A 23,893-nucleotide genomic window follows, 5' to 3' on the forward strand; every position below is an offset into this window, starting at 1 on the left:
TTGTGCGAGAATTGGACAATAGCGCCGCCGCTCGGCCATTTCGATAAAGCTTTCCGTCCCGTTGTCGCCGGCGAGGTAATTTCCTCGTTACTTTAGACTGGCTTTGGACGCCGAACGCAGCGACGAATTATATTGGGTGGCTGAAAATCAGGCGCCCGCATTCGGCTGCTTTGTCTGCGCGCGAATTTTCCCATTGACGCGATCTCGGCGCGTTCGCAATGTAACGAATGTAGATATCGACGCGATGGAACACTCGTCGTGGGCGAGCGCGTCATGGCGAGCGATGACGAGTGCGGCGCGCCCAGGGCTCTCGACATTCGTCCTTCGCGATCGCCTCTGCTGGAGAATTGCGCAATGCAAATGGAATGGTTGTCGACGGCGATCGATTTCGGCGTCATAGGGCTGCTGGCCGCGCTCAGCGTCGTCGTTGTCGCCGTGGCGCTGGAGCGGCATTTTTTCTACCGGGCGATCGACATTGCGACCTTCACCAGCATCAAGGCGCTGGAGCTGGAATTGACCAAGCGCCTCGTCGTCATCGCATCCGTCGCCTCCAACGCGCCTTACATCGGACTGCTCGGCACTGTGCTCGGCATTATGCTGACCTTCTATAATCTCGGCCTCGACGCTTCGGCGGACGCCAGCAAGATCATGGCCGGCCTCGCGCTCGCGCTCAAGGCGACGGCGATCGGGCTCGTCGTCGCGCTCTTGTCGGTGGTCTCCTACAACGCCCTTTTGCGCAAGACGAAGGTGCTGATGCTGAAGTGGGAGATCGCCCATGGATGAGAAGCCTTTCGAGACGCTCAACGTCATTCCGCTCGTCGATGTGATGCTCGTGCTTCTCACAATGGTGCTGACGACGGCGAATTTCATCGCGACGGGCCGCATACCGGTCGCCTTGCCGCAGGCTGCGCAGACGCAGGTCGACCGCCAGAAGGATAAGACGATCGAGATCGCCGCCGACGGAAGCGTCTATTTCGACGGCCATGTCGCGACCAAGGACGAGTTGCGGAGCCGGCTCACAGGCCTGCCGCCGGAAACGGGCTTCCTCATTCGCGCCGATCGCGCTGTGGCATTGCAGAGCTTCATCGACGTCGCCGAGCTGCTCAAGCGCATGAGCTTCACCAAGGTCGCCGTGCAGACCAAGAACAGTCCCAAGTGAGAGGCGCAGAGATGGCTTTCCTGGCGGCGTCCGCGCCAATGAACACTGTGAGACCGGCGAGCCGGTTCACCATCTATCATGGCGTCGCGCTCTCTTTGGCGCTGCATGCCCTGCTATGCGCGCCCTACCTTCTGCATCGTCTCTATGCGACCGAAGAAGAGGCTTCGGTTCTCGTCTTCGAGCTCGATGGTCTCGTCGATGACGAGCAGACCGACGAGAAAGTGCAGCAGGATAATGCGGGCGCGACTCAGGAGACCGCGCCGAATGAGACTCGGGCGTCGGAGGCGAAGCCTGTCGAGCAGCGCGAGCAGGCGGATGAAGGCGAGGCCAATGCAGCCGCGGTCCCCGCTCAGGCACCTTCGCAGTCGAAGCCAGACCCGGCCGGCTCCGCCAATGTGACCGGCGCGCAGGAGCAGCAGGTCGCGCGCACCATCGCCCGCCGCACGGTAAGCGAGGAAGACCGCATTCGCGCCTATTTGCGGCAATTATCGAAGCGCGTTCACGAGCGGCTGGTTTATCCAGAGGAGGGGCGTCGCGCCGGGCTGCGGGGCGTCGCGAAAGTCTCCTTCCGCATCCTCGAGAGCGGACAAATCCGCGAAGAAACGCTCAAGATCGTTTCGACCAGCGGTCAGGAGCGCCTCGACGTCAGCGCGTTGAAAACGGTGCGATCGAGCGCGCCCTTCGCAGCGCCGCCGCGGGAGATGAATGTGGCTATCGACGTCGAGTTCGGCCCCTCGCGCTGAGCGCGAATTTCGCCGGCGCTCGGGGGCGTCGCCCGCTCGTCGCAAGCAGTCGGCCGACGCTCCCGCACTTATCGCGCTCGCTGTTTACGCGGATAGAGCCTCTCTACTCGGAGCCTGCTCGGAATCATCGGCGAGCGCGGCGGCGGCCGCCTCCGTAGCCGCCATATCGAGACGCGGGCTGAAGAGCGTGGTGATCTTCTTGGCGATGATCGACCAGTCGAATTGCTCCTTGGCGATGGCGCGCGCCTTCGCGCGGATCGCCTCGCCGCGCTCGGTTTCCCAAACGCGCTCGCGCAGCAATGTCTGCAGCTCGCTCTCATTCTGAGCCGCTACATGCCATCCGTCCGCGGCGACGCCGCGTGCGCCGAACTCATTGGCGACGATCAGGCATCCGGCCGCCATATAGTCGAAGAGCTTCAAATTGGTTCCGCCGCCGGAAAACAGCAGCTGCAGAGCGATGTCCGCCGAGCTCAGGAGCGCGATCTTGAGATCGTCCTCGACGTAATCGAACCACAGCTCGTCGAAGGGAACATCGGGCCAGCCGGTGCGGTCGGCCTGCGCGATCGAGCCGATCAAGGCGACAGCGCCGTCGAAACCTGCCTGCGCCAGCAGCTGCCGCGCCTTGGAATAGGATTCGACATTCGGCCCATAGCCGCTGCCCAAAAAGACGGCCAGCGTCTTGTCGCCGATCTGCAGCCTGCTGCGAAGCTCGTCGCGGCTCGCCTTGTCCCAGACCGGATATTGGGAGCAATCGACGCCATTGGGCGCGACAGTGATCTTGCCGCGCGGCACATCGTATAATTGCGCCATGCGCTCGGCGTCATGGGCGCTCACAGTGGTCACGAAATGGGCCTCGCGACAGGCCATTCTCTCGGCGTGAAACACCGTATCCACGAAGGAATCGAGCTGCGCCGCGCCGAGTCCGCCGCGGAAATGCTGCTCCTTTATGTCATATTCGACATTGTGCGCTTCATATATTTTGAGGGCGTTCCGCTTGGCGAAGCCGAAGCCCAGAAGCGCGAGATAGGGATGCGAGGAGATGACGACATCGGCCGCGCCGATGATCTGCCGCGCGTCGCGCACGAACTCGTCCGAGAAATGATATTCCCTTATGCAGAGAACATCATGCGCGAGGCGCCGCGTCTTCTCCATTATGTGCCAGACGTGATGCTGGTCGCTGGGCGCCGCGGGGAAAACGATCACGTCGAAACGGTCGGCGAGCTTATAGCGCCTTATGTGATCGGTCTGCTTGAAATCATAGGCGATGAGCGTGACGTCATGCTCTTTCGCGATATTCTTGTAGACCGAGACGTAACGGGTCTGCCCGCCGTCGCGGACCGGGGTGATGTCGAATGTGGAAAGGACAACGATCTTCATCAGCGCGTTCCTTTCAAGACATCGATGATTGTTTTGGCGACGCGGTCCCAATCGAAGCGCGACGCGGCCTCCTTTGCTTTGGAGGCGAGGCGCGAGCGCAGCTCGGAATCGAGCGAGAGCTCGCGCAGTCCCTGAGCGATCGAGCTCACCGACAAAGGATCCACGAGAACGGCGGCGTTCTTCGCTATGTCCTGCATGCTGGTTTCCTGTGAGGTCAAGACCGGGACGCCGCAGGCCATGGCCTCCAGCACGGGCATGCCGAATCCTTCATAGACGCTGGGATAGGCGACGAACATCGCGCCCGAATACAGCGCCGACAAATCGTCATTGTCGACGCCGCTCAGCACTCTCACATGCTCGGAGAGCCCGCTGTTGGCGATCAGCCGCACCAATTCGTCATATCCCCACCCATGCGAGCCGACGATGGCGAGCTGCGGCGGATGGTCGACGCCGCGGCGAAATTCGTCATAGGCCTGAACCAGACGAACATGGTTCTTGCGCGGCTCCAGCGTCCCGACATTGAGAATATAGTCTCGACGAAGGCCGAATTTGGCGATCGCCGCGTCCACCACGGGAGCGGGGCGCGGCCCGATCGCCCCAGGGCCGATCCATGAGGTCGTCAGACGCTCGGGAGAGACGCCGACATTGTCGATAATGTCCTTGCGGGTCGTCTCCGAGTTGCAAAAAATGTGATCGGCGCGTTTGAATACATCGATGACATTGGCGAAATTTTCGATCGCGTCCTTGCCGAAGAAGTTCGGAAACAGGATCGGGATGACGTCATGCGCCCAGCTCGCCAGAGCGAGCCCCGGGATGGCGATCGGAATGAAGTGATTCGCGAAATAGACGGTCGCGCCCATTTCACGCAGCTCGCGGCCCAGCTCCTGCAAATTGTAGGCGCGCCGCTGCTCGATCGCCGCTTGCACGACGCCATTGTAGCGACGATCGAAGCGGCCGTCCGCCAGGCTGTAGACGACCTTGTGCCGAATATGCACGCTGACGCGCGCCGTTTCGACGCGCGGGAAAAATTCGAGCGGGATTTCGGCGGCGCCATTGGTCCAGCGCCAAGCGCTCTCCGGGTCGTGATAGCCATTGGTGAGGCGGGCGTCGTCGAAGGCGAACTCCTGCGATCCCTTGTCCGATTCGATGACGATCTTGCTGAGGGCGACGCCGAGGCTGCGGCTGTCCGGCGAGTTCATCGTGTCGCAAGGACGCGCCGCTCGGCTGCGCAGCAACAATCTATGCCGAGGCGTCGGGCCGTCGTAATAATAGCAAACGCCGTCCGGCGTCGTTGTCTGCTCCGTCGGGACGATGCGGCCGTCGACCTCGAAGCGCACGCGCTCCCGATTTGTGCGCAGCGAGAAGGAGCCGGAGGATTTCAGCACGCTGCGATAGATCACGCGCGGTCTGAAGGCCAACGCCGCCAAGGCGTCTGGCCGCACCTCGCCGAAAAACGGGTCGGCGACGAAAACGAATTCGGCGTCGGGGGCGACTCTGGCGGCGGCGTTCAAAAAGCCGACGGAGACATTGAAAATTCCACCGCTGATCGACTGCTGAAAGGCGCCGGCGTCATATGCGATGATCATGAGTGCAACCCCGCGGAGATGTCGACGAATCCCTCTAAGAATGAGAGCCACCGTCTCGCGGTCGCTTCGGAGTAGAAGTCCGTCGCACGGTCCGCCTGCTCGCGAACGATATTGTTGCGCAGCGTCTTATCGCGACGCAAGAGCTCCAGATAGCCTGCGGGGATCGATGGATCGAGCGTGTCGAATTTGATGCCGGCAGGGCCCATCGTCTCGCCCACTGCGGTTCCCGCATAGGCGAGCACTGGACAGCCTACCGTGAAGGCCTCGAGCACAGGCACCATGAAGCCTTCGTGCTCGCTCATGGAAATATAGGCGTCGGCGGCGGCGAACAGCGTCTTGATCGCGAGGCCGCTGGCGTTCTGATAGATTTTGATGTCGGAGAGGACGCCGCCCTGCACCGCCCGCCCCAGCAGCCCATGGAAATATTCGTCGCCCCAAATCTTGCCGCCGAGATGCAGCGAGGCCGAGCGGCCGAAGAGCCTCTTATAGGCGGCCAGAGTGTCGATCAGCAGATCGTGCCGCTTATTGGGAACGAAGCGTCCGACGAAGACGATATTGACCTCTGACGCGGCCTTTATGTCGAGATAGAGCTGATTGTCGAGCTCGCGCGACGAGAAAAAAGCGTCGTTGAAAAACACCGGGATCGTCACGGGTTCCCGAAAGCCGAATTCTCTCAGCTCGGCGGTGTTGTAGTCCGAATCGCCGACGCCTTTCTCGAATGCGCCGGCGAAGCGCCGCATCTGCGCGCGGGAATGGTCGCACATGTCCCCGAGCCAGCTCATCGAGCCCTGGCCGCGGAAAAAATGGCCCGGCGTGACATTGTGGTAGATCAGAATCTTGCGGACGGGCAGGTCCAGCAGCGCTTCGAGCTCCTCATTGAAAAAAGAATAATGCAGCAGCAGCAGATCCGTGTCGCTCCAAGCCATGCGTTTCAGCATGGAGGTCGAGAGCGTCGCATAATCGCTCGTGGCGATAGTGGAATCCGCGCACGCCACATAGGACGCGGCGCCGCGCTCTCGAAGGATCTGATGAAGGGATGAAATCGAGGCGCCGATGGCGTCGGCGCTAATTACCGAGGGATGATATTGAACAACACGTGACATTCATCCTCACCAGCCAGATGTTTCGAAATCGAGCCGCCAAGACGGGGCGTCTCCGCCACAGCGGAGAACTGTTGGATCAAAGCCCCGAAGCTTCCGTCTCCGCCGAGGAGGGAGCGCGCGCCAGAGGCCCGAACACCTCCATCTGCTGCTCCAATTGCTGCGTCACGCCGGCGACGACGGCTTCGGCGACATCGTTCATCTCCTGCTTGGCGTCCTCGAGGGCCTGCTGCAGCGCCTCTCGCTCGCGTCTCAAGCCGTCCACCTCGCCGCCGACCTTGGCGACTTCCGTGGACAGGCGATCGATGGTCGAGGAGAGGGTGAGAAGCTGCGCGGAAATCTGCGCGGAGAATTTCAGGAGGTAATTGCGTTGTTCAGTCAAATGGAGCAGCAGGGAATCCATCGTCGAAACGCCGCTCGTGAATGTGAGTGGCGGCAGCTCGCTCGATGTTTCACCCTGTGGTTGCGATCTTGCGCGAGTGACGAGCGCATGCGCGAATTCGGATAGTCGTCGCTTCTCCGTTGTCGATATCACTTTATTCATAAGAGCCTTCCATTTTTTGTAAGCTCGCAGCCGCAGTTGTATAAAGCGGACTGTCGATATGTCAACGCGCGGCCATTGCTATCGAAAGCCCATGACATGTCGTTCGTGCGTCGTCGTCGATAAAGCGTGCAACGCGACGGCGATATTTCGCGGCGTCGTCGCGGACGAGGCGACGGCGCCGAGCGAGCAGGCGAGAGGCGCTCGCTTTGTTCGCGGGGCGCCCAAGCGCGAGGCAGGCTCGCGCCGATGGTCGATCTCATTCCTTTCCACAAGCACGCTTCGGACCATTCGATCTTGTCCGCGGGTCGCGCCCGCATGGCCAATCCCCACTTTCTCCGAATTTACCTTTAGGTAATTTAACCTATTGTTAACCATGACGGCGTGAGATGAAGGCGCAGCTGGAGCCGAGTCCGCCGTTGACCCAACCTTCGACTCACATTCGTTTTCGTGGCCGATCCTTCCCCGTCCTGGCCCTGGAGCCGGATGCGCCGATCGCCGGATGGTTCGAGCGGCTCGACGCCTGCCTCGAACATTCGCCCGCCTTCTTTTCCCGCAAGGCGATCGTCATCGACGTCGCCAGGCTGGGACTCGATCGCGACACCGTCGGGGAGCTGGTGGAGCAGCTGTCCGGCCGTGGCGTCCGCATCATGGGGCTGACCGGCGTCGATCCCGCCTGGGCGTGCGACGACCTGCCGCCGATCCTCACCAATGGCCGTTCCATCGTCGCCGACGAGCCGCCCGCCGAGGGCGGCGAGGCGCCGAGCCTGTCGCCGAGCGAGCGCGCCGCATTCGATGAGATCGCCGAGGCGCTCGGCGGCGGCGAGGCCGGCGCGGAGCCGCCCCATGAGCCGGAGCGAAGCGCCGCGCCGCTCATCGTCGAGACGGCGGTGCGCTCGGGCCAGTCCATCTTTCATCCCGATGGCGATGTGATCGTCATCGGCTCGGTCTCCTCCGGCGCCGACATCGTCGCGGGCGGCTCGGTCCACGTCTACGGAACCGTGCGCGGCCGAATCATGGCGGGCGCCTATGGCGATTCGCGGGCGCGCATTTTCTGCCGCCGCCTCGAGGCGGAGCTTCTGGCCGTCGGCGGCTTCTATATGACGGCGGACGAAATTCGAGACGACGTGCGCGGACGCGCGGTTCACGCAAGGCTCGAGGACGAAACGATCAAGATCATCAAGCTCGACTGAGAGGGACGGTATAAAATGCCCAAGATATTGGTCGTCACTTCCGGCAAAGGGGGCGTCGGCAAGACGACGTCGACCGCCGCGCTCGGCGCCGCGCTGGCTCAGTCGAATCAGAAGGTCGCGGTCGTCGATTTCGACGTCGGCCTGCGCAATCTCGATCTCGTCATGGGCGCGGAGCGGCGGGTCGTCTATGACCTCATCAATGTCGCGCAGGGCGACGCCAAGCTGCATCAGGCGCTCATTCGCGACAAGCGGCTCGACAATCTCTATCTGCTTCCCGCCTCCCAGACGCGCGACAAGGACGCGCTGACCGAGGAGGGCGTGCGCCGCGTCATCGACGAATTGCGCGAGCGCTTCGACTGGATCGTCTGCGACAGCCCGGCGGGCATTGAGCGTGGCGCGACGCTCGCCATGCGCTTCGCCGATGTGGCCGTCGTCGTCGCCAATCCCGAGGTCTCATCGGTGCGCGATTCGGATCGCATCATCGGCCTGCTCGACGCCAAGACGGAGGTCGCCGAAAAGGGCGGCCGCATGGAGAAGCATCTGCTGCTGACGCGCTACGACGCCGGCCGCGCCGCGCGCGGCGAGATGCTGAATGTCGACGATGTGCTGGAAATTCTGTCGATCCCGCTGCTCGGCATCATTCCCGAGAGCGAGGATGTCCTGCGCGCCTCCAATGTCGGATCTCCGGTCACGCTCCACAGCGGCACGAGCGCGCCGTCGCGCGCCTATGCCGATGCGGCGCGGCGCCTGTGCGGCGCCGAGGTGCCGATGGACATACCGTCCGACAAAAAGGGGCTTCTCGTTAGATTGTTTGGTCGGAGGGCGGCATGAAGCTGTTCAATTTTTTCAATCGCCGCGCATCTGCGCCGGTCGCGCGCGAGCGTCTGCAGATTCTGCTCGCGCATGAGCGCGCATCCGTGTCCAACTCCAATCTCGTCGCTCTGCTGCACAGAGAGGTGCTCGCCGCCGTCTCCAAGCACATAGAGATCGACCCGGAGAAGGTGGAGGTCAAGCTGCGCGAGGGCGACGACATGTCGCTGCTCGAGATCGATATAGAGATTTCGACCAGCGCCTCGGCGCGCGAGGCGATCGCCGACGCCGCGGCGTGACGTTGACGAGGCGAGCGGCGGCGATCCGCCGCTCGCATCACGTAATCATCGCGAATTGACGCCCGCCTCTCTGGTCGCCTAAGCCTCCTCGCATCGACGTCGAGAGGCGTCCGCGACGAGCTGGAGGAGGCGATGGCGGTCTCGACCACAAGGGCGCGCGCATTGCGCCTATCGGGCCTCGTTCTCTTCAATGTGGCGTTGGCGATCGCCCTGCTCGCGGCGACGGAATTCATTCTTCATCGCGTCTATAATTGGACCAACCCTTTCCTCGACCACGGCGAGAATGCGCTGCGGTCGCGCGATCCCGTCTTCACCCATACGCTGCGTCCAAATTTCGACGGCTATGACGTATGGGGGCCCTATACGCCGCGCATATTCACCAATTCGCTCGGCTTCAAGGATGCGGCGGCGCGCAATGTTCCCTTGCTTTCCGACCGTCGACGCATCGTCTTTATCGGCGATTCCTTCACCGAGGGCGTCGGTCTGCCTTATGAGCAGACTTTCGTCGGCCGCTTCGCGCAGGCTTTTCCCGAGATCGACGTGCTGAACGCGGGCGTCTCCAGCTATGCGCCCTCCGCCTATTACGAGAAGCTGAAATATTATCTCGACAAGGGTCTGAAATTCGACGAGGCGATCGTCTACATCGACATTTCCGACATTCAAGACGAGGCCATTTCTTATCGCTACGACGATAAGGGCGTTTTGGAGCTCGGCGTGTTCACGCCCAATCCAGAAAAATGTCTGCCGAGCGCCTATCAGCTGCTGCCGCGTGATCCGCCCGGCTGGTTGGAGAAGCGATCCTTCGTCGCCGAATTCGTTTCCAATCTTCTATTCGTCAAGAAAGCCAATGCGGCGAACGCCAGCGCCAGCCTGTCGGAGCTGATGCGGCCGGGCCGGGTCTATAGTCGTGATTGGAGCCGCGCCTCCTGGACCTTCGACGATAAGGCGAGCTGTTATGGCGATGCAGGCGTCGCCGGCGGCGTGCGCAAGGCGCTGCAGCAGATGGATCGTCTCCATGAGCTGCTGGCCGCGCGCGGAATCGCGCTCTCGGTCGGCGTCTACCCCTGGCCGCATCAGCTTCTCTATGATGTCGAGAATTCGCGGCAAGCGCAGATTTGGCGCGATTGGTGCGCCGAAAAATGCGCGCGCTACTTCGATCATTTTCCCGCCTTCGTTCAATATAAGAGCGGACACGCGGATTATGTGCGCGATCTCTATTTCTGGGCGGACGTGCATTTCAACGCCGAGGGCAACCGCCTGCTCGCCGCTGATCTCATAGAGAAGTTTCGTCGCCGATGAGGCGTCAGGACGCCAAGGCCAATCCACCCATCATCAGCCCGAGCGCGGCGAGCCAGCTGCCGAGCGCGCGAATGGCGACGGAGCGCCACGCGCGCGCATCGGCGTTGTCGCCGCGAAATGCGAGCGTCGCCGCCGAGACCAGCGTGACGATCACATAGCCCGCGACGGAAAGTCCGGCGACGAACAGCAGGCGATTGGTCTCCGGCCCTATGGCGGCGGCGTTGGCGGCGCCGCGCATCGCCGCGAGAACCAATGCGAATCCGCCCAGCGCGGCGGCGGGAATGGGCGCCGCCGAGGCCAGAAGGGCGCCGAGCAGAACCAGAGCGCCGGCGGCGAGCAATGCGCCTTCCGATGTCACATTCAGCGCCATCGCGCCCGTGACGCCGATGGCGAGGCCGAAGGGGAAAAGCAGCAGCAGCGGCCGCGTCTGCTTTGCGCCGAGCGAGCCGGCGAGCATGCCCAATGCGACCCAGAGCGTCACATCTTTCAGATCGGTGAGAGGATGCGCCGCGCCGGCGTAGAAATCGCCGAGCCGCGCCCCGATGATATGCGCTTTCGCGCTCGTGGCCGAGAGCAGCAGAAAGAGCGCGCCGACGCCGGCCTGTCGCGAGCGGCGCATCATCCTGCGACGCCCGCGCCGACGAACAGAAAATAGCCGCCGAGCAGCGCGATCGACGCGCCGAGGCCCTGGATGACGCGCGCGCCGAGCGGCCATCGCGACAAGGCGCCGATGAGGATGCCGAATCCGTGCAAAAGCCCGGTGGCGGTGATGAAGCCGACGCCATAGGCCATAGGGTCGGCGGCGCCGGGCAGCTCGGCGCCATGCGCGTGGCCGTGGAAGATCGCGAAGAGCGCGACGATGAGCGCGGCGACGACGACAGGCGGCCGCACGCACATCGCTACGGCGGCGCCGAGAAGAAGCGCCGATAGCGCGATCATCATTTCCGGCGCCGGCAGCGGAATATGCAGAACGCCGAGCACGCCGCCCAAGGCCATGACGAGCGGAAAGGCGATAGGCAGCAGAAAGATCGCCGGCGCGCCGAGCTGCGCGCCCCAAAGACCGACGGCGACCATTGCGACGAGATGATCCGCGCCGGTCAATGGATGCAGAAAGCCGCTCGTGAGGCCGCCCGCCACGCCTTCGCCGTCATGCGCGAGAGCGGGCGAGGCGAGCGCGACGCCCGCGAGAAGAGCGGTAACGAAGAGGCGGAGACGGGACGACATGGGCAAGGCTCCTCAATCGATCGCGAGCACGCGAAGAAGTCGGCCGATGAACCAGAAGGCGGCGATCGAGCCGATCGCATAGCCGGGAAGAAGATCGCGCGAGCCGGGGAGAACAGCGCCGAGGCGGCGATGCGCCCAGATGAGCGCGAGAGTGAGAAGCACGAAGGCGAGCTGTCCGATCTCGACGCCGATATTGAAGAAGCCGAGCGCCGCCGGCAGCAGGCGCTTTTCGATGCCGAGCCCGGCGAGCGCGCTCGCAAAGCCGATTCCGTGAACGAGGCCGAATCCCCCCGCGACGGCCCATGGATAGCGCGCCGTCAATCCCGCTTCGCCGCGTCGCTGCTTCACGATTTCGACGCCGACGAAGACGATGCTGAGCGCGATGCAGGCGTTGAGCGGCCGCTCCGGCACGCCGATCACGCCGAAGGCCGCCGCCGCCAGCGATATGCTGTGCCCAATGGTGAAGGCGGTGATCGTCGAAACGAGCCGCCGGCCGACGCCGACGATCCAGATCAAGCCGAAGACGAAGAGAAGATGATCGGCTCCGAGCAGAATATGGTCGACGCCATAATTCAGATAGGTCGCGCCGAGCGCGATCCAGCTCTCCAGCGTCGGCGCCTCGGAGCCGAGAATAGAGACCGTCGGATTGGCGGAGGTGATGGTGTAGCTGTGCGCCTCGCCTTGCAGCGGGATGATCTTGATGAGCGCCGCCGACATGCTCGAGCCGAGATTGCCGATCGTCATCGCGCCGATGAGGCCCTTGGCGCCGCATTCGAGTTGCGGCATGCGCAAGAAGCAATGCGGCGGCGCGCGCAGATCGACGCGCGCGGCGCCGATCGTCGGCTCCATCGTCCAGCGGCCGACATAGGCGCCTTGCCGCACCTCGCGCAATTCGAGAACGCCCAGCGAGGATTCATGCGCGAGCAGCGCCACGGGCGCCAGTAGCGTCGCCGCGACGATCCATGCCGCGAGCAGTCGCATCGCTCGTCTCACGGCTCTATCCGCACGGTATAGGACGCCTTCAGCCGGTTGACCGCCTCCCATGCGCGCGAGCGGGTCTCGTCGACGCGCCATTGCCGCAAGACTTCGTCGCGCACATCCTCGAAATGCGCGGGCTCGCCGGGACGGCGCGAGTCGAGCCGAACGATGTGCCAGCCTTCCTTCGATTGCAGCTTCGCCCAGCTGCCTTGCGGCAGCGCGAGCAGATCGTCGCGGAATTTCTCGCCGAAGGCGGGCGCGAGGCTGGTGACGGGACGCGCGAGAATGGCGCGCGTGCGCTCGCGAAGCTCTTCCGATTCATGACCGGCCGAGATTTCCTCGAGCCAGCGCGCCGCCTCGGCGGAATCGGCGGCGGGCGTGAGATAGAATCCGACGCGCTCCGGCTCGTCGAAGCGGTCGCGATTTTGCTCGAACCAGGCGCGCAATCGCTCCTCGCTCGGCTGCGGCAGCTTGATCTGATCGAAGATGAGCAGCTGCAGCTTATAGGCGATGCGGTCGCGGATCATGTCGTCGCCGCGATCGACGCCGAGCGCCTTGCCCTCGCGATAGAGAATCTCGCTCGCCACCCAGCTGTCGATCATCGCCTGCAGCTGCGCGTCCGAGGGAGCGCGCGCTTTGTCCTCGTCGAAATTATCAATGAAGGATTGACGTAGCGCCTTGCTCACCGTGATGACGCGCTCGTCCTTGGGCGGGGGATGCAGCGCGGCGTCGGCGGCGAAGACGAGCGCGCCGATCGCCAGAAAATGCAGGAGAGGCTCGCCGCGAAGGCGTCGCGCCGCGTCGCCGAGCCGATTCCGAAGGAGAGCTGAGGAGAGTGACTTCACCATCGAGACCATATGCTTTTCGAATATGTCGCGAGAGCAGCCTTATGCATCGACGCATGCGCTTTGTCATCGGCTCCTTGATGAAAAAAACACGTTCCAGCATGAATAAAAGCGCGTCCTTGTAATGAAACGGTCACAAGACTGTCGTTGTCGTTCTTCCATATTCCGCGCGCCGATGCGTCGCTCGACGCTGGGGGGCTCGTCTAGGTTTTTGCGGGGGATTGGCATGCACCGTTCGAAATCAGCGGTTCTATTGACTGCCGCGTCTGTCACGATCGCTTTGGGTCAATCGGCGTCCGCAGGGGGATTCGGCGAGGAGTCGCGCAAGAATAATCCGTATGTCGCCGGCGACATGCACAACCACAATACCTGCACCGACGGCTCCGTCGCCGCGGGCTACACGATCGATCGCGCGGTCGGAACCGGTCAGGCCGCCGCTGGCGGAACCAATTTCGATCTCGATTGGTTCACGCTCGGCAATCATGGCGGCTCGGGCAATCGCGATTGCCGCTTCGCCGACACCAGCGCCAACATCCCGGGCGAGACGACCACCACCTGGTCGCAGACGATCGGCCAGACCATTCAGGGCATCACCATCACCGGCCTGAAAGGCTCGGCGAATGGAACCGGCGCCAATGCGAACATGTGGCGCTGGCAGTCGATCGGCGAGGTCGAATATCCGATCATCGTCAATCGCTCCGCGCAATATGACAAGGTGCTCGTCGAAGGCCTCGAATGGGTCGTTCCGGGCCATGAGCATACGGATGTGGCGGTGATCGCCGGCCAGCATCCGCGTCATGGCGGCAACGCCGACAAGATGGCGGAGTTCGAGTTCCGCTTCGACCGTGGCGACACCGACAGCATAGGCCCGGTGGATCTCAGCAATAACCCGCTGTGGCCCGGCAAAGACAATGTCAACAATTCGGGAACCGCCGGCCATGGAAAGGCGCTGGAAGGCGTCAAATGGCTGCAGGCGAACTACCCGCTGCAGTCCTACGCCATCCCGACGCATACGGAGCGCCAGGGGCCGTTCTCGGCGACGGCCAGCAAAGGCTACAATATCGAGCATTTCCGCGACTTCAACAATGCGGCGCCGACGGTCGCCTTCGGCATCGAGTCTCCAGGCCATATGGCGGAAGGCGGCTTGACCGGCGGGTCGGGCTCTTATGGCTCCGGCGCGGTCGGCGGCGGCACCTACGGCATGGTCGGCGTCTATACGGCGAAGGTCGGCGGCTTGTGGGACGGCCTGCTCGCGGAAGGCCGCAACTTCTTCATGTTCATCAGCTCGGACTGGCATCAGCGCGGCGCCTTCGGCGCGCGTGATCGCTACACCACGGCGGACTTCATTCCGGGCGAATATACGAAGCTCTATGTTCCGCGGACGGAAGGCTTCCGCAATCAGTCGATCATCGACGGCATGCGTTCCGGCAACAGCTATTCGGTGAATGGCGACGTCATCGGCCCGGATTTCGAGTTCCGCGCCAGCGCGCATGGCCAGTGGAAGACGATGGGCGAGACGATCGTCGCGCGTCCTGGCGAGAAGATCGTGCTCGAAGTCGAGCTGACCGTTCCGGCGACCAACAACAGCCCTTATAGCTTCGACAATCCGCTGCTGGCGCAGATCGGCCAGCATCAGCCGCTGAACAAGCCGTCGATCGATCACATCGATCTCATCACCGGCAAGATCACCGGCGTCGTGTCGCCGAGCGCGCCCAATTACGCCGTGGCCAACGCCGCTGGCGTCGCCGGCGCGTCGATCGTCTACAATCCGACGGCGGCGATCGCCAAGCAGATCAATTGGCGGAACATGAAGGTCAAGAAGCAGCGCGACGGCTCGACGCGCCTCTCCTTCGAGACCACATTCACCATGGGATCGGAGCCGGGCTATATTCGCGCGCGCGGCACCAATATTCCGGTCGCGACTCCCAATGTGACGGATAGCGCCGGCAATCCGCTGCTCGACGCCAATAATGCGGCGGTCAGCTGCACGGACAGCTCCTGCCCGGCGCATCTCGAATCCGTCAATGGCGTCAAGAAAGTGACCCATGACGTGCAGGCCTGGTCCAATCTCTGGTTCTACGGAAACCCGATTTTCCTGCGTCCTGTCGGCTCGCCGAAGCTGCTCGTCGAGCAGAACGCCGAGCTCGCGCGGCGTCTCGCCATCCAGAACGGTTTCGATCGCTGGCGCGAGGAACACGCCGAGCGCGATTGATCGCTCTCTTTCGCGTAGCTCAAACGCCGGCGGCGATTTATCGTCGCCGGCTTTCTCGTTTTGCGGGTTCTATGGCGATGCGGGCTGTGCTTGTTTTCATGGCGAATATTTTCGTCTGCGCGGCGCTGCTGCTCGCAGCGCGGCGAGAGCCGCCCACAACTGCGCGCGCGCCCGCGGCGCCTGCAGCTGCGATCGTCGAAACGACAGCGAAGGCTGCGGACGCCGAGCCGACGCGCGAGGATTGCGTCGCCGCGGTGGAAAAGGCGCGGGCGCTCGCCGATGCTCTGCCGAAGGAGCATCCCTCGCGCTACATTGCGGAGCGCCATCTGCATCAGTCGATGGTCGAGGCCGGCAATGGCGAGTTCGACGATTGCCTCGATTGGGCGGCGGCGGCGGCCGATGAGGTGCGCGAGCTGCGGCACCAGCTGCGGCCGGGAGAAACGCTCGGCGTGCTGCGGCCGGACGAGAAGCCGGCGCCCGCTCAGGATGCAGAGAAGAAGCCCATGCGCGACAAAGCGCGAAAATAGGCCGAGGACGAAAGATGGATCAGATCGAGCCGCTTTTTCCCATTCCGCTGATGCGCTGTCCCGGCCTTCTGGACGCGGCGCTCGTCGAGGCGGCTGTCGAAGCGATCGGCAATGCGCGCATCGAGAAAAACCTTCGCTCGGAGCAGCTCTTTCATACGGAGATCGCCGACCCGCGCAGCGACGAGCTGTTTCGCCGCATGTCGGATCTCGCTATTCCCAAGCTCGTCGATTTCGGCGCGCTTCTCTTCGGAGAGCGGCTGGAATGGATGGTCAAGGAAATGTGGACCAATGTGCTCGAGCCCGGCGGCAATCAGGCGCTTCATTCGCACGCCAACAGCTTTGCCTCTGGCGTCTTCTATCTCACGCCCTCGCATCCTGGCAGCCGCACCGCTTTCGTGCGGCCGCCCGGCGGATTCGAGTTCAATTTTCGGCATCACACGCGCTCTGCTTCGATGGGGCCTTTCAACGCCGGAAAATATGTGGTTCCCGAGGCGGAGCCGGGCGATCTCATCCTGTTTCCGAGCTATCTCTATCATGAGGTGCCGAAGAATCAGGGCGGCGTGCGGGTGACGGTCGCCTTCAACGCGATCCCCGATCGTCTCGATTGCTGGGGCTATCAGATCAAATTCGCTCCGTGAGAATGGCGCGCGATCACTCGCCGCCAGTCTCTCCGCGCGAGTTTCGTCTTTGCGGCGCGGCTTCGTCGATCGCCTGCAGCAGGCGCGTCGCCTCTTCGCGGCTCGACTCGCCGAGCGATCGCGCCATCGCCATCAACGGCGCATAGGCCGGATCGAACTCCGGGCTGATGCGGAGCGTCTCCAGCAATCCCGGAGCGGCGGCGTCCACGAGCGCGCGGCCGCGTGGATCGCCGGGCAGAGCGGCGCCGACCTCGAGGAAATGATTGCGTGCGCGCCAATAGGCGGAGAGGCGCCGCGCGAGCGCGTCATCGTCGCGCGCGAGCTCTGCGGCGTCTGGCGTCATCTCGCGCGTCACGGCGAGGAGCGTGGTCCAGGGCGGCGCCGTCAGCGCGCGAACATTGCGGCGCGCGTCGAAGGTCACGAAAGGCGCATCATCGACATTGAGCGGCCCGGCGCCGGCGAAAGCAGCGAGCGCATGCGGGCCGCCGGCATATTGGCCGAGCAGATCGATCGGCGTGGAAAGGCCGAGCGGGCGCGTGACGGCCGCGGTCGCGGGCTCGCTCAGCCGTGCGGAAAGCGCGTCCATGTCGAGAGGCGCGTCATCGCTGCGTCCGATCAGCGCGAGCATGGGCGTGCGCACGCTGTAATGATTGAGCCAGGCCGACGCGTGGGGATAGGCGGAGAGAAAGCTGCGAATGATCGCGCGCAGGGACGGCAGATCGAGCTGATAGAGCGGCAGCCATTGGCAGAAGAGGCCGCCGGGCGCGAGCCGCGCGCGCGTCGCCGCGAAATGTTCCACTGTGTAGAGCGCGCCGCTTCCATCCAGCGCCGGATGAAACAGATCGGCGACGATCACGTCATATTTCGCGCGATCGGCGAGAATGTAGCGCCGGGCGTCGGCGACATGCACCTTCGGCTCTAGGGAGCGCGTCTCATCGGCGAACCATGGCAGGAGCGCCACGACTTCCGGCGACAGCTCGACGCCTTGCGCGTCGACGCCGGGCGTCATGGCGCCGCCGATGAGCGTGGCTCCCGTTCCGACGCCGAGGAAGAGCGCCTCGCGCGGCGCCGGATGCAGCAGCAGCGGCAGCATCGCCTGGCGGAAGTCGGAGCGCGCCGAGCTGGTGCCGCCCATTCGAAAATGGCCGTTGAGATCGAGATAGCGCACGCCGGCGGCGTCATCGACGACGCTGGCGGTGACGGTCGGGCCATCGAGCGTCGCCAGCACGCGTCCGCCTTGCGGCGCGCGAATGAAGGAGGGCGCCGGGAGGGCGAGCAGCAGAGCGCCAGCGAGAGCCGGCGCCGCCATGGGCGCGAGCGCGGCGAGACGGGGACGCAGCAGCAGCAGATAGCCGAGCGCGATCGGTATGGTCGCGCGCCATGCGCCGAATGTCGGGATGAGAAATTGCGCCGTCACGAAGGGCGCGAGCGCGGCGCCGAGACTATTGACGCCGACCGCGAAGCCGAGAGAGCCGCGCAAATCCTGCGCCTGCTGCGCCAATCGGCCGAAGAGCGCGCCCATGGCGATGGATGGCAAAGCGAAGAGCGCGAATGCGGCGACGAGCTCGCCGGCGACGCCGAAGCCGCCCGCCTTTTCCGCGGCGCTGAGCACGCTCGGCGCGAGCGCCGTCGTCGAAAGGCAGGCGGCGGCGGTCGCCGCGAGCAGCCAGCCGGCGGCGGCGTCGCCGAAGCGCCGGCCGAATTTCTGCCACGCCAGGCCGCCGACGGCGGAGCCGAGAAGATAGGCGGCGAGCAGGCTCGCGAATGTGTAGACCGTGTCCTCGAGAATCTGCGCGGCCAGCCGCACGATCGTCATCTCGAAGGCGATGCCGAGAAAGCCGGTCGTGAAAAGAGCGCAGAGCAGGCGCGTCGCGCTCGCAGGCGACGTGCGAGGGGAGGGGCTCGGCTCGACCCGTCTCTGCAGCGCGACGGCGCCGATCGCGCAGGCCGCGTTCACGCAGGCGAGCGCGAGCAGAGTTCGCGACAGGCCGAGCTGCGGCATCAGCCAGAAAGCAGAGACCAGCGCGCCGAGCACCGCGCCCGCCGTATTGGCGCCATAGACGCCGGCGGAGACGCGCGCATCGCCTGAGAGCGCCTTGGTCATGCGGGCGAGGGCGGCGAGCGTTCCGCCCATCGCCGTCGTCGCGGGGAGCAGCAGAAGCGCCGGTAGGGCGAAGCCGACGGCCCATAGCGCCGCGGGAGAGGGATCGACGCCGAGCAGCGCCGGCGCGATGCGCGCAGCCTGCTCGAGGACGAGGACGCTCGCCGCGCCCCACAGACCGATGGCCGCTTCCAGCAGAGCATAGGCGAGAAAGGGCGCAGGCGTGTCGCGGATGAGGCGGTCGAGAAGGAAGGCGCCGAGCGCGAGGCCGGCGAAAAATCCGGCGATCACGCCGAGCACGGCCATCATCTCGGAGCCGACGACGAGGCTCGCCATGCGCGTCCAGACGATCTCATAGCCGAGACCGGCGAAGCCCGATGCGACGGTGATCGCAATCAGCGCCGTGAGCTCGATCTGCGCCCGGCGCGCTGGATCGATAGAGGTCCGCATCGTCTCATTATCCGTGAAGCCGCGAAATTCCTCGCGTATCGCGCCTTCGATACGGTTTGATGACGATCAGCGCAGCGACAGCAGATGGCCTCGGGTCATGCGCTCGATCAGCAGGCTCACGAAAATCATGCCGACGCCGAATTCGAGCACATAGGCGCGGTCCAAAAAGCCGGCGCCCACGCCATCGTAATAAGCGTAGCGCATCCATTCGATCGATTGCGCGATCGGATTGTAGGATTGCATCGTGCGATAGGGTTCCGGCAGATTGTCCGGCAGAAAAACGGTGCCCGAAGCGAACCATAGCAAAATGCGGATCAGAGAGAACAGCATCGCCCACATCGGCATTGCGAGAGCCAGCGCGCCGTTGAAGAACCCCACGCCGACGCCCAATATGATCGCGGCGCCATAGGCCGCCGCCGCCTGCTCCATGTCTCGCGGCGTGAAATTTTCGCCGGCGGCAGTCCCGAGAATGAGGAGAATCAGCACGACCATGCAGGAGGAGAGGATCTCGAGCACAATGCTCGCGATCAGCGCGTCCATTACCTTGACCTCGGGAAAGGCGAAGAGCGGCCGGCTCTGAAGGACGGACGTCATCATGAAGGTGGAGAGATAGGCCTGGACTTGGAAAGGAATGGCGCCGGTCGCGACGAACAGCATGGTGCTTTCTCCGATGGGCGCCATGCGGGCGTTGAAGACGAAGAGCAGGATGATGACCAGCGTATGCAAGAGCGGCCAGGCGATCGCCACCAGATAGCCGAGGCCGTGACCGAAGAAGCGCGTGCGAATATTGCGCAGCATCAAGGCGAGCAGCACGCGCCGCTGGCGCCGGAACGCGTCCTGTAATTCCGATGTCGCGCTCTGCGTGGCGTACATGGGCTGCCTCCACTCGGGCTTGGCGATCTCCCGCTCGGAGCGCGCGGATCATTGGGCGAAGGGTTTCGCCTCGAATAGGTTTCGAATATGGCGCCCATGCGGCGCGGAGCTCGATAGAGCCGGGCGCTTGCGCGGCTCGATTCGATATCGCAATCCTCGGGCGCCGGCAAGATCGGCGCGGCGGGCGCGCGAGACGCGGAGCTTCTTGATCCGGCGGCGGCTTTCACTTAGATAGAATTGTCGGAGGCCAGCGCGTTTCGCATTGGCGGCCTCTTTGCGAAATGGGGCGTTTCGATGCGCAGAGCCGCGAGCGTCATATCGATTTGCGCCCTCTCGCTCGGCGCGCCCTGCTCGGCGGCGCCGTCCGGCGTCAGCGTCGAGCCGGAGGCGCTCGCGCATTATTCCTATTGCGTCAACGAGGCGAAGGACCGCAGCTTCGTCTATGTCCTGTCGCGACAGATCCTCTATCGCTGTCACGGCGACGTCGCCATCTCCTATTTCAACTATCTCGGCTATCGTCATGTCCGGGAGCGGCGTCTCGAGGACGAGACTGGCGTCTATCTGTTTCGAATGATCAGCGGCGTCGGGCGATGCTGGACCAAGATTCTCGACGACGCGCATCTTCCCGTCTCGGCCTTCGGCTGCGAGATCTACGTCGATATTTGAGCGTCCCGGCGCGCCGCCGCGCTGCGCTCGTCGAGACCGCCGTCCGGGCGGCGACCGCGCGCGGCGAAGGGCGCGCGCTGGCGCATGTCGTCTGGATCGCATTCGTCGCTCTCGCCTTCACATTTGTCGATTTCGCGCAGCTCGGATGGTGGGCGGCGCCGACTCTGGTTCTGTTCGGGGCGTTGGCTTTGGCCGCTGTCTTCGATGCGCGCTTCCTCATCATCCCCGACGGGCCGCTGATCGTCCTGCTGCTGCTCGGCCTCGCCCTGCTGCCTTCCGATGGCGAAGAGGCGGCGCTGCGCCTCGCGGGCGCGGCCGGCGGCTATGCGACTCTGCGAGCGGTCGACATGGCCTTTCGGCTGCTGCGTGGGCGCGCCGGGCTCGGCCTCGCGGACGCGCATCTGCTGGGCCTCGCCGGCCTGTGGCTGGGGCCGGCGGCTCTGCCCGGCTGCCTGCTCATAGCGGTGGTCTCGGCCTTCCTTTCGGCGCTGATCGCGGCGCGCGACGGCGCGCTCGGCCATATGGCGCAGCCCATCCCCTTCGGCCCACATCTCGCGCTCGGCTTCTGGCTCTGCTGGAGCCTCGGGCCGCTGGAGGCGGCTCAGAGCGGGTTTTGACGAATGCGCACGGTGAATGAGGCGTCGATGCGCTTGCCGCGACGCGCGCCCGCCAGCCGCACGGCGATGAGCTTGGGCGGGGCGTCGCGATCCACCCACTCATTGGTCCAGACGGGCGGCGCATTGGGCTCCGGCGCGCCGAAATAGGAGAGCTCGAAGGCGGCGAGCCCGCGCAGCGCCGTGGCGGAGCGCGACGGACCGCCGCCGCCGAACCAGGCCTCCTGCCGCAGCACGCCGGAGCGCACGTCGAGGTCGTCCGCGGATGCGGAGATTTCGGTCAGCGCCAGGCCGCCCCAATCCGCGCCGCCATCGCTGGTCGTCACCAGGCGAATGCGATTGGCGCGGCCCTCGAAAGCGACCGTCGGCCGGCCGTCCCGCCTGTCGAGCTGAACGGGAAAGGCGCGGGACAAGATCGCCTCCAGCGCGCCGGCGGCCTCCTCCACCTCCTGCACGCCTTCATAGTCGCGACCGGTCTCCCAGACGCGCTTGCCGAGCCGAAAGCCGCCGGCGATGGTCCCGACGATCAGCGACATCAGCGCGATGGAGAGCAGCGCTTCGAGCAGGGTGAAGCCGCGGGCGCGGCGCGGGAGTCTCATTGCGCCGGCCGATTGGCGTCGATCTTGACCGTGCGCAGCGTCAGCGCGTCGCCAGGAGCGGCGTCGCCCGGACGGCGTATGGCGAGCGCAACGGGGCAGGCGACGATCTCGCCGAGGCCGCCGGAGTCGGCGGCGGAGCGGCAGGGGCCGACCGAAAGGCTCCAGACGAGTCCGTCCGCATAGCGCCCTGAGCTTTCGCCCATGGCGAGCGGCGCGGCGACGCCCAGCGCCTCCAGCTGTGAGCGTCCCTGGCGCGCCGCGCGCAGCAGGAAATCGCCGCGGCTCTCATTGCGGGCGCCGAAGCCGACGCCCTGCAGCAGCCCGCCCAGCACCAGAGCCAGGATCAGAAAGGCCGCCAGCGCCTCGACCAGCGCGAAGCCGCGCCGCGCTAATGAAAGGCGCATCGCGTCGCTCCGGTGAGCCAATTGACGTCGATCTCCGCGCGCGCGCCAGCGACGCCGATCGTCAGCCCGCCGCCCGAGGAGCCGCCATCGGGGAAAAAGGCGATGGCGCCGCGCGCGGGCTCCGTCCGCTCGCGCGCCGAAACGGCCAGCTCTATAGCGGCGTCCTCCGGCAGCGCCGTCTCGGCGACGGCCGGAGAAAAGAAAGCTTTGCGCCGCAGGTCGATCGTCAGCGCCTGCTCGCTGGCGGTGGAGATGGCGCGCATGCGCGTCGCCCGCAGTCCGGCGCAGAGCGCGCGCGTCGCGCTCTCGACGCGCAGGCGCGGCGACGGCCGGCGTGCGAATTGGCCCGCCATTCCGGCGAGCAGCGCGATGATCAGCAGAATGGCGAGCGTCTCCAGCAAGGAGAAGCCGCGCCGACGCGTGCGCGGCGGCTTCATCGCAGAGCGAGATCATTGATGCCGAGAACGGCGTCCATTACCGTCATCACCAGCCCGCCGACGACGGCGGCGATGAGGATCGTCAGGCTCGGCGTGATGAGGCCGACGGCGCGCTCCAGGCTGCGCTGCGTCTGCCGCTCGAACATCGCCGCGAGGCGCAGCAGCATGTCGTCGAGCCGCCCGGCCTCCTCGCCGATGCGCGCCATCGTCGCCGTCGTCGGCGGAAGACGCTCGACCCGCTCCAGGGCGGAGCTCAGCGCGCCGCCGCCGCGCACGGACTCGATCACCTTGGCCAGCTCCGCCGAGAAATAGCGATCCGACAGCACGGCCCGCGCGCTCTCGAGGCCTTGCAGCAGCGGCACGCCGGCCTTCAGCGAGGAGCCGAGCGTGTAGGCGAAGCGCGCCGTCTGCAATTTGGCGCTCAGCGGCCCGGCATAGGGCAGAGCGAGCAGCGCGCGATCGAAACGCACGCCGAAATCCGGGCTCGCCGCCGCATAGCGGCGCAGCGAGACGATGAGCGCGATGATGAGCGCGAGCGCGCCGACGGCCCATCGCCAATGCGCCGCGACATCGATGACGAATTGCAGGCCCGCCGGCATGGGCTGGCCGCTGTCGACGAAGATCGGCGCGATATTGGGAACGAGCGCGCTCAGCACCACGGCTGTGGAGACGATCGCCAGCACGATCAGCAGCGCCGGATAGACGAGCCCGCTCTGAATGCGCGCGCGCATCTCGAGGCGGCGCTCCAAAATATCGGCCATGTCGCCGAGCGCCTGCGCCGCATTGCCCATCGTCTCGCCAGCGCGCACGATGTTGATGTAATCGGGGCCGAAGAGATCGGTCCGCGTCGCCAGCGCGTCGGAGAGAGACGCGCCATCGACGACGCGCCGCAATATTTCGTCCGCCAGCGCGCGCAAGGCGGGCGTCGCGCTCTGCGTCGAAAGCAGCCGCAGGCTGTGGTCGAGCGGAACGTCGGCCTGCTCCAGCGTCGCGAACTCGCGCGTGAAGGAGGCGATATCGGCGGGCGAGGGCTTGCGCGCGCCAAATTGCAGAGACAGCAGCGAGCCCTTGGCGCCGGCGCGCGTCTCGCGCAGCGAGAGCGGCGTGAGCCCGCGTCGCCACAATGCGTCCTCGGCGTCCTCGCTGGAGCGCGCTTCTATGTCGCCCTCGATCAGATCGCCGATCGACGAATAGGCGCGATAGCGAAAATTGGACATG

Annotated in this window: 26 protein-coding genes; 12 read left to right on the forward strand and 14 right to left on the reverse strand. The window is 64.8% G+C overall.

Annotated features, from left to right (window positions below; all coding sequences use genetic code 11):
• Positions 1-354: 354 nt before the first annotated feature.
• The 3 genes from exbB to METLW4_RS0102640 are packed head-to-tail and all read left to right on the forward strand — an operon-like array spanning position 355 to position 1,902.
• Entirely contained in the window at positions 355-783 is a 429-nt protein-coding gene (gene exbB, locus METLW4_RS0102630; protein ID WP_026191199.1) for a TonB-system energizer ExbB, read from the forward strand.
• Positions 776-1,159 (forward strand): ExbD/TolR family protein, encoded by a 384-nt coding sequence (locus tag METLW4_RS0102635; protein ID WP_018264657.1) that lies wholly within the window; start codon positions 776-778, stop codon positions 1,157-1,159. The genes exbB and METLW4_RS0102635 overlap by 8 nt, the downstream gene beginning before the upstream one ends.
• Positions 1,160-1,197: 38 nt before the next feature.
• Positions 1,198-1,902: an energy transducer TonB gene (locus METLW4_RS0102640; RefSeq protein WP_018264658.1), complete on the forward strand. Its 705-nt coding sequence runs from the start codon at positions 1,198-1,200 to the stop codon at positions 1,900-1,902.
• A gap of 84 nt (positions 1,903-1,986) precedes the next feature.
• Here the strand turns inward: METLW4_RS0102640 and METLW4_RS0102645 are convergent, their stop codons facing one another.
• From METLW4_RS0102645 to METLW4_RS0102660, 4 genes are all read right to left on the reverse strand, one after another.
• Complete coding sequence (locus METLW4_RS0102645; RefSeq protein WP_018264659.1) at positions 1,987-3,279, reverse strand: glycosyltransferase; 1,293 nt, start codon at positions 3,277-3,279, stop codon at positions 1,987-1,989.
• On the reverse strand, positions 3,279-4,865 hold the full coding sequence (locus METLW4_RS26220; protein WP_051079610.1) for a glycosyltransferase family 4 protein: 1,587 nt from the start codon (positions 4,863-4,865) through the stop codon (positions 3,279-3,281). Before METLW4_RS26220 ends, METLW4_RS0102645 begins: the two co-directional genes overlap by 1 nt.
• Positions 4,862-5,968, reverse strand: coding sequence for a glycosyltransferase family 4 protein (locus METLW4_RS0102655; RefSeq protein ID WP_018264660.1), 1,107 nt, complete (start codon positions 5,966-5,968; stop codon positions 4,862-4,864). Before METLW4_RS0102655 ends, METLW4_RS26220 begins: the two co-directional genes overlap by 4 nt.
• Positions 5,969-6,044: 76 nt before the next feature.
• Positions 6,045-6,368: a hypothetical protein gene (locus tag METLW4_RS0102660; protein WP_018264661.1), complete on the reverse strand. Its 324-nt coding sequence runs from the start codon at positions 6,366-6,368 to the stop codon at positions 6,045-6,047.
• 557 nt (positions 6,369-6,925) lie between these two features.
• Here METLW4_RS0102660 and minC point away from each other — a divergent pair.
• The 4 genes from minC (at position 6,926) to METLW4_RS0102685 (ending at position 10,107) form a co-directional block, all read left to right on the forward strand.
• Complete coding sequence (gene minC / locus METLW4_RS0102670) at positions 6,926-7,699, forward strand: septum site-determining protein MinC (protein ID WP_043332063.1); 774 nt, start codon at positions 6,926-6,928, stop codon at positions 7,697-7,699.
• Between the two features lie 15 nt (positions 7,700-7,714).
• On the forward strand, positions 7,715-8,530 hold the full coding sequence (gene minD / locus METLW4_RS0102675) for a septum site-determining protein MinD (protein WP_018264664.1): 816 nt from the start codon (positions 7,715-7,717) through the stop codon (positions 8,528-8,530).
• Positions 8,527-8,808, forward strand: coding sequence for a cell division topological specificity factor MinE (gene minE, locus METLW4_RS0102680; protein ID WP_018264665.1), 282 nt, complete (start codon positions 8,527-8,529; stop codon positions 8,806-8,808). Before minD ends, minE begins: the two co-directional genes overlap by 4 nt.
• A 132-nt stretch (positions 8,809-8,940) precedes the next feature.
• Entirely contained in the window at positions 8,941-10,107 is a 1,167-nt protein-coding gene (locus METLW4_RS0102685; protein WP_018264666.1) for an SGNH/GDSL hydrolase family protein, read from the forward strand.
• Positions 10,108-10,111: 4 nt separating this feature from the next.
• Here the strand turns inward: METLW4_RS0102685 and METLW4_RS0102690 are convergent, their stop codons facing one another.
• The 4 genes from METLW4_RS0102690 to METLW4_RS0102705 are packed head-to-tail and all read right to left on the reverse strand — an operon-like array spanning position 10,112 to position 13,157.
• A complete protein-coding gene (locus METLW4_RS0102690; RefSeq protein ID WP_018264667.1) occupies positions 10,112-10,729 on the reverse strand; it encodes a HupE/UreJ family protein in 618 nt (205 codons plus the stop codon).
• Positions 10,726-11,331, reverse strand: a complete 606-nt coding sequence (locus METLW4_RS0102695; RefSeq protein WP_018264668.1) for a HupE/UreJ family protein — start codon at positions 11,329-11,331, stop codon at positions 10,726-10,728. Before METLW4_RS0102695 ends, METLW4_RS0102690 begins: the two co-directional genes overlap by 4 nt.
• 12 nt (positions 11,332-11,343) lie before the next feature.
• Positions 11,344-12,312 (reverse strand): HupE/UreJ family protein, encoded by a 969-nt coding sequence (locus METLW4_RS0102700; RefSeq protein ID WP_018264669.1) that lies wholly within the window; start codon positions 12,310-12,312, stop codon positions 11,344-11,346.
• A gap of 8 nt (positions 12,313-12,320) precedes the next feature.
• Positions 12,321-13,157 (reverse strand): peptidyl-prolyl cis-trans isomerase, encoded by an 837-nt coding sequence (locus tag METLW4_RS0102705; protein WP_083919304.1) that lies wholly within the window; start codon positions 13,155-13,157, stop codon positions 12,321-12,323.
• A 223-nt stretch (positions 13,158-13,380) separates the two neighbouring features.
• Here METLW4_RS0102705 and METLW4_RS0102715 point away from each other — a divergent pair, with 223 nt between their 5' ends.
• The 3 genes from METLW4_RS0102715 (at position 13,381) to METLW4_RS0102725 (ending at position 16,531) form a co-directional block, all read left to right on the forward strand.
• Positions 13,381-15,366, forward strand: coding sequence for a hypothetical protein (locus METLW4_RS0102715; RefSeq protein ID WP_026191200.1), 1,986 nt, complete (start codon positions 13,381-13,383; stop codon positions 15,364-15,366).
• A gap of 98 nt (positions 15,367-15,464) precedes the next feature.
• On the forward strand, positions 15,465-15,893 hold the full coding sequence (locus METLW4_RS23705; RefSeq protein WP_018264673.1) for a hypothetical protein: 429 nt from the start codon (positions 15,465-15,467) through the stop codon (positions 15,891-15,893).
• A 14-nt stretch (positions 15,894-15,907) separates the two neighbouring features.
• Entirely contained in the window at positions 15,908-16,531 is a 624-nt protein-coding gene (locus METLW4_RS0102725) for a putative 2OG-Fe(II) oxygenase (protein WP_018264674.1), read from the forward strand.
• 13 nt (positions 16,532-16,544) lie between these two features.
• On the opposite strand, the gene METLW4_RS0102730 is transcribed toward METLW4_RS0102725, so the two are convergent.
• Positions 16,545-19,082, reverse strand: a complete 2,538-nt coding sequence (locus METLW4_RS0102730; protein WP_018264675.1) for a hypothetical protein — start codon at positions 19,080-19,082, stop codon at positions 16,545-16,547.
• A gap of 66 nt (positions 19,083-19,148) precedes the next feature.
• Positions 19,149-19,955, reverse strand: a complete 807-nt coding sequence (locus METLW4_RS0102735; RefSeq protein ID WP_018264676.1) for an ABC transporter permease — start codon at positions 19,953-19,955, stop codon at positions 19,149-19,151.
• Positions 19,956-20,249: 294 nt separating this feature from the next.
• Here METLW4_RS0102735 and METLW4_RS0102745 point away from each other — a divergent pair, with 294 nt between their 5' ends.
• Together METLW4_RS0102745 and METLW4_RS0102750 are read left to right on the forward strand one after the other, a co-directional pair.
• Positions 20,250-20,621 carry a hypothetical protein gene (locus tag METLW4_RS0102745; protein WP_018264678.1) on the forward strand — a complete coding sequence of 124 codons (372 nt, stop codon included), beginning with the start codon at positions 20,250-20,252 and terminating at the stop codon, positions 20,619-20,621.
• Positions 20,618-21,238 (forward strand): prepilin peptidase, encoded by a 621-nt coding sequence (locus METLW4_RS0102750; RefSeq protein WP_018264679.1) that lies wholly within the window; start codon positions 20,618-20,620, stop codon positions 21,236-21,238. The genes METLW4_RS0102745 and METLW4_RS0102750 overlap by 4 nt, the downstream gene beginning before the upstream one ends.
• Here the strand turns inward: METLW4_RS0102750 and METLW4_RS0102755 are convergent.
• Genes METLW4_RS0102755 through METLW4_RS0102770 form a run of 4 tightly spaced genes read right to left on the reverse strand, consistent with a single transcriptional unit; the run spans position 21,223 to position 23,892 of the window.
• Positions 21,223-21,834, reverse strand: coding sequence for a PulJ/GspJ family protein (locus METLW4_RS0102755; RefSeq protein WP_018264680.1), 612 nt, complete (start codon positions 21,832-21,834; stop codon positions 21,223-21,225). The two genes, METLW4_RS0102750 and METLW4_RS0102755, sit on opposite strands and share 16 nt — an antisense overlap.
• Complete coding sequence (locus METLW4_RS0102760; RefSeq protein ID WP_018264681.1) at positions 21,831-22,238, reverse strand: hypothetical protein; 408 nt, start codon at positions 22,236-22,238, stop codon at positions 21,831-21,833. The genes METLW4_RS0102755 and METLW4_RS0102760 overlap by 4 nt, the downstream gene beginning before the upstream one ends.
• On the reverse strand, positions 22,223-22,675 hold the full coding sequence (locus tag METLW4_RS0102765) for a prepilin-type N-terminal cleavage/methylation domain-containing protein (protein WP_018264682.1): 453 nt from the start codon (positions 22,673-22,675) through the stop codon (positions 22,223-22,225). Before METLW4_RS0102765 ends, METLW4_RS0102760 begins: the two co-directional genes overlap by 16 nt.
• Entirely contained in the window at positions 22,672-23,892 is a 1,221-nt protein-coding gene (locus tag METLW4_RS0102770; RefSeq protein ID WP_018264683.1) for a type II secretion system F family protein, read from the reverse strand. Before METLW4_RS0102770 ends, METLW4_RS0102765 begins: the two co-directional genes overlap by 4 nt.
• Position 23,893 lies beyond the last annotated feature (1 nt).

Origin of the sequence: Methylosinus sp. LW4 (assembly GCF_000379125.1) — a bacterium.
In the GTDB taxonomy this organism is placed as follows: domain Bacteria; phylum Pseudomonadota; class Alphaproteobacteria; order Rhizobiales; family Beijerinckiaceae; genus Methylosinus.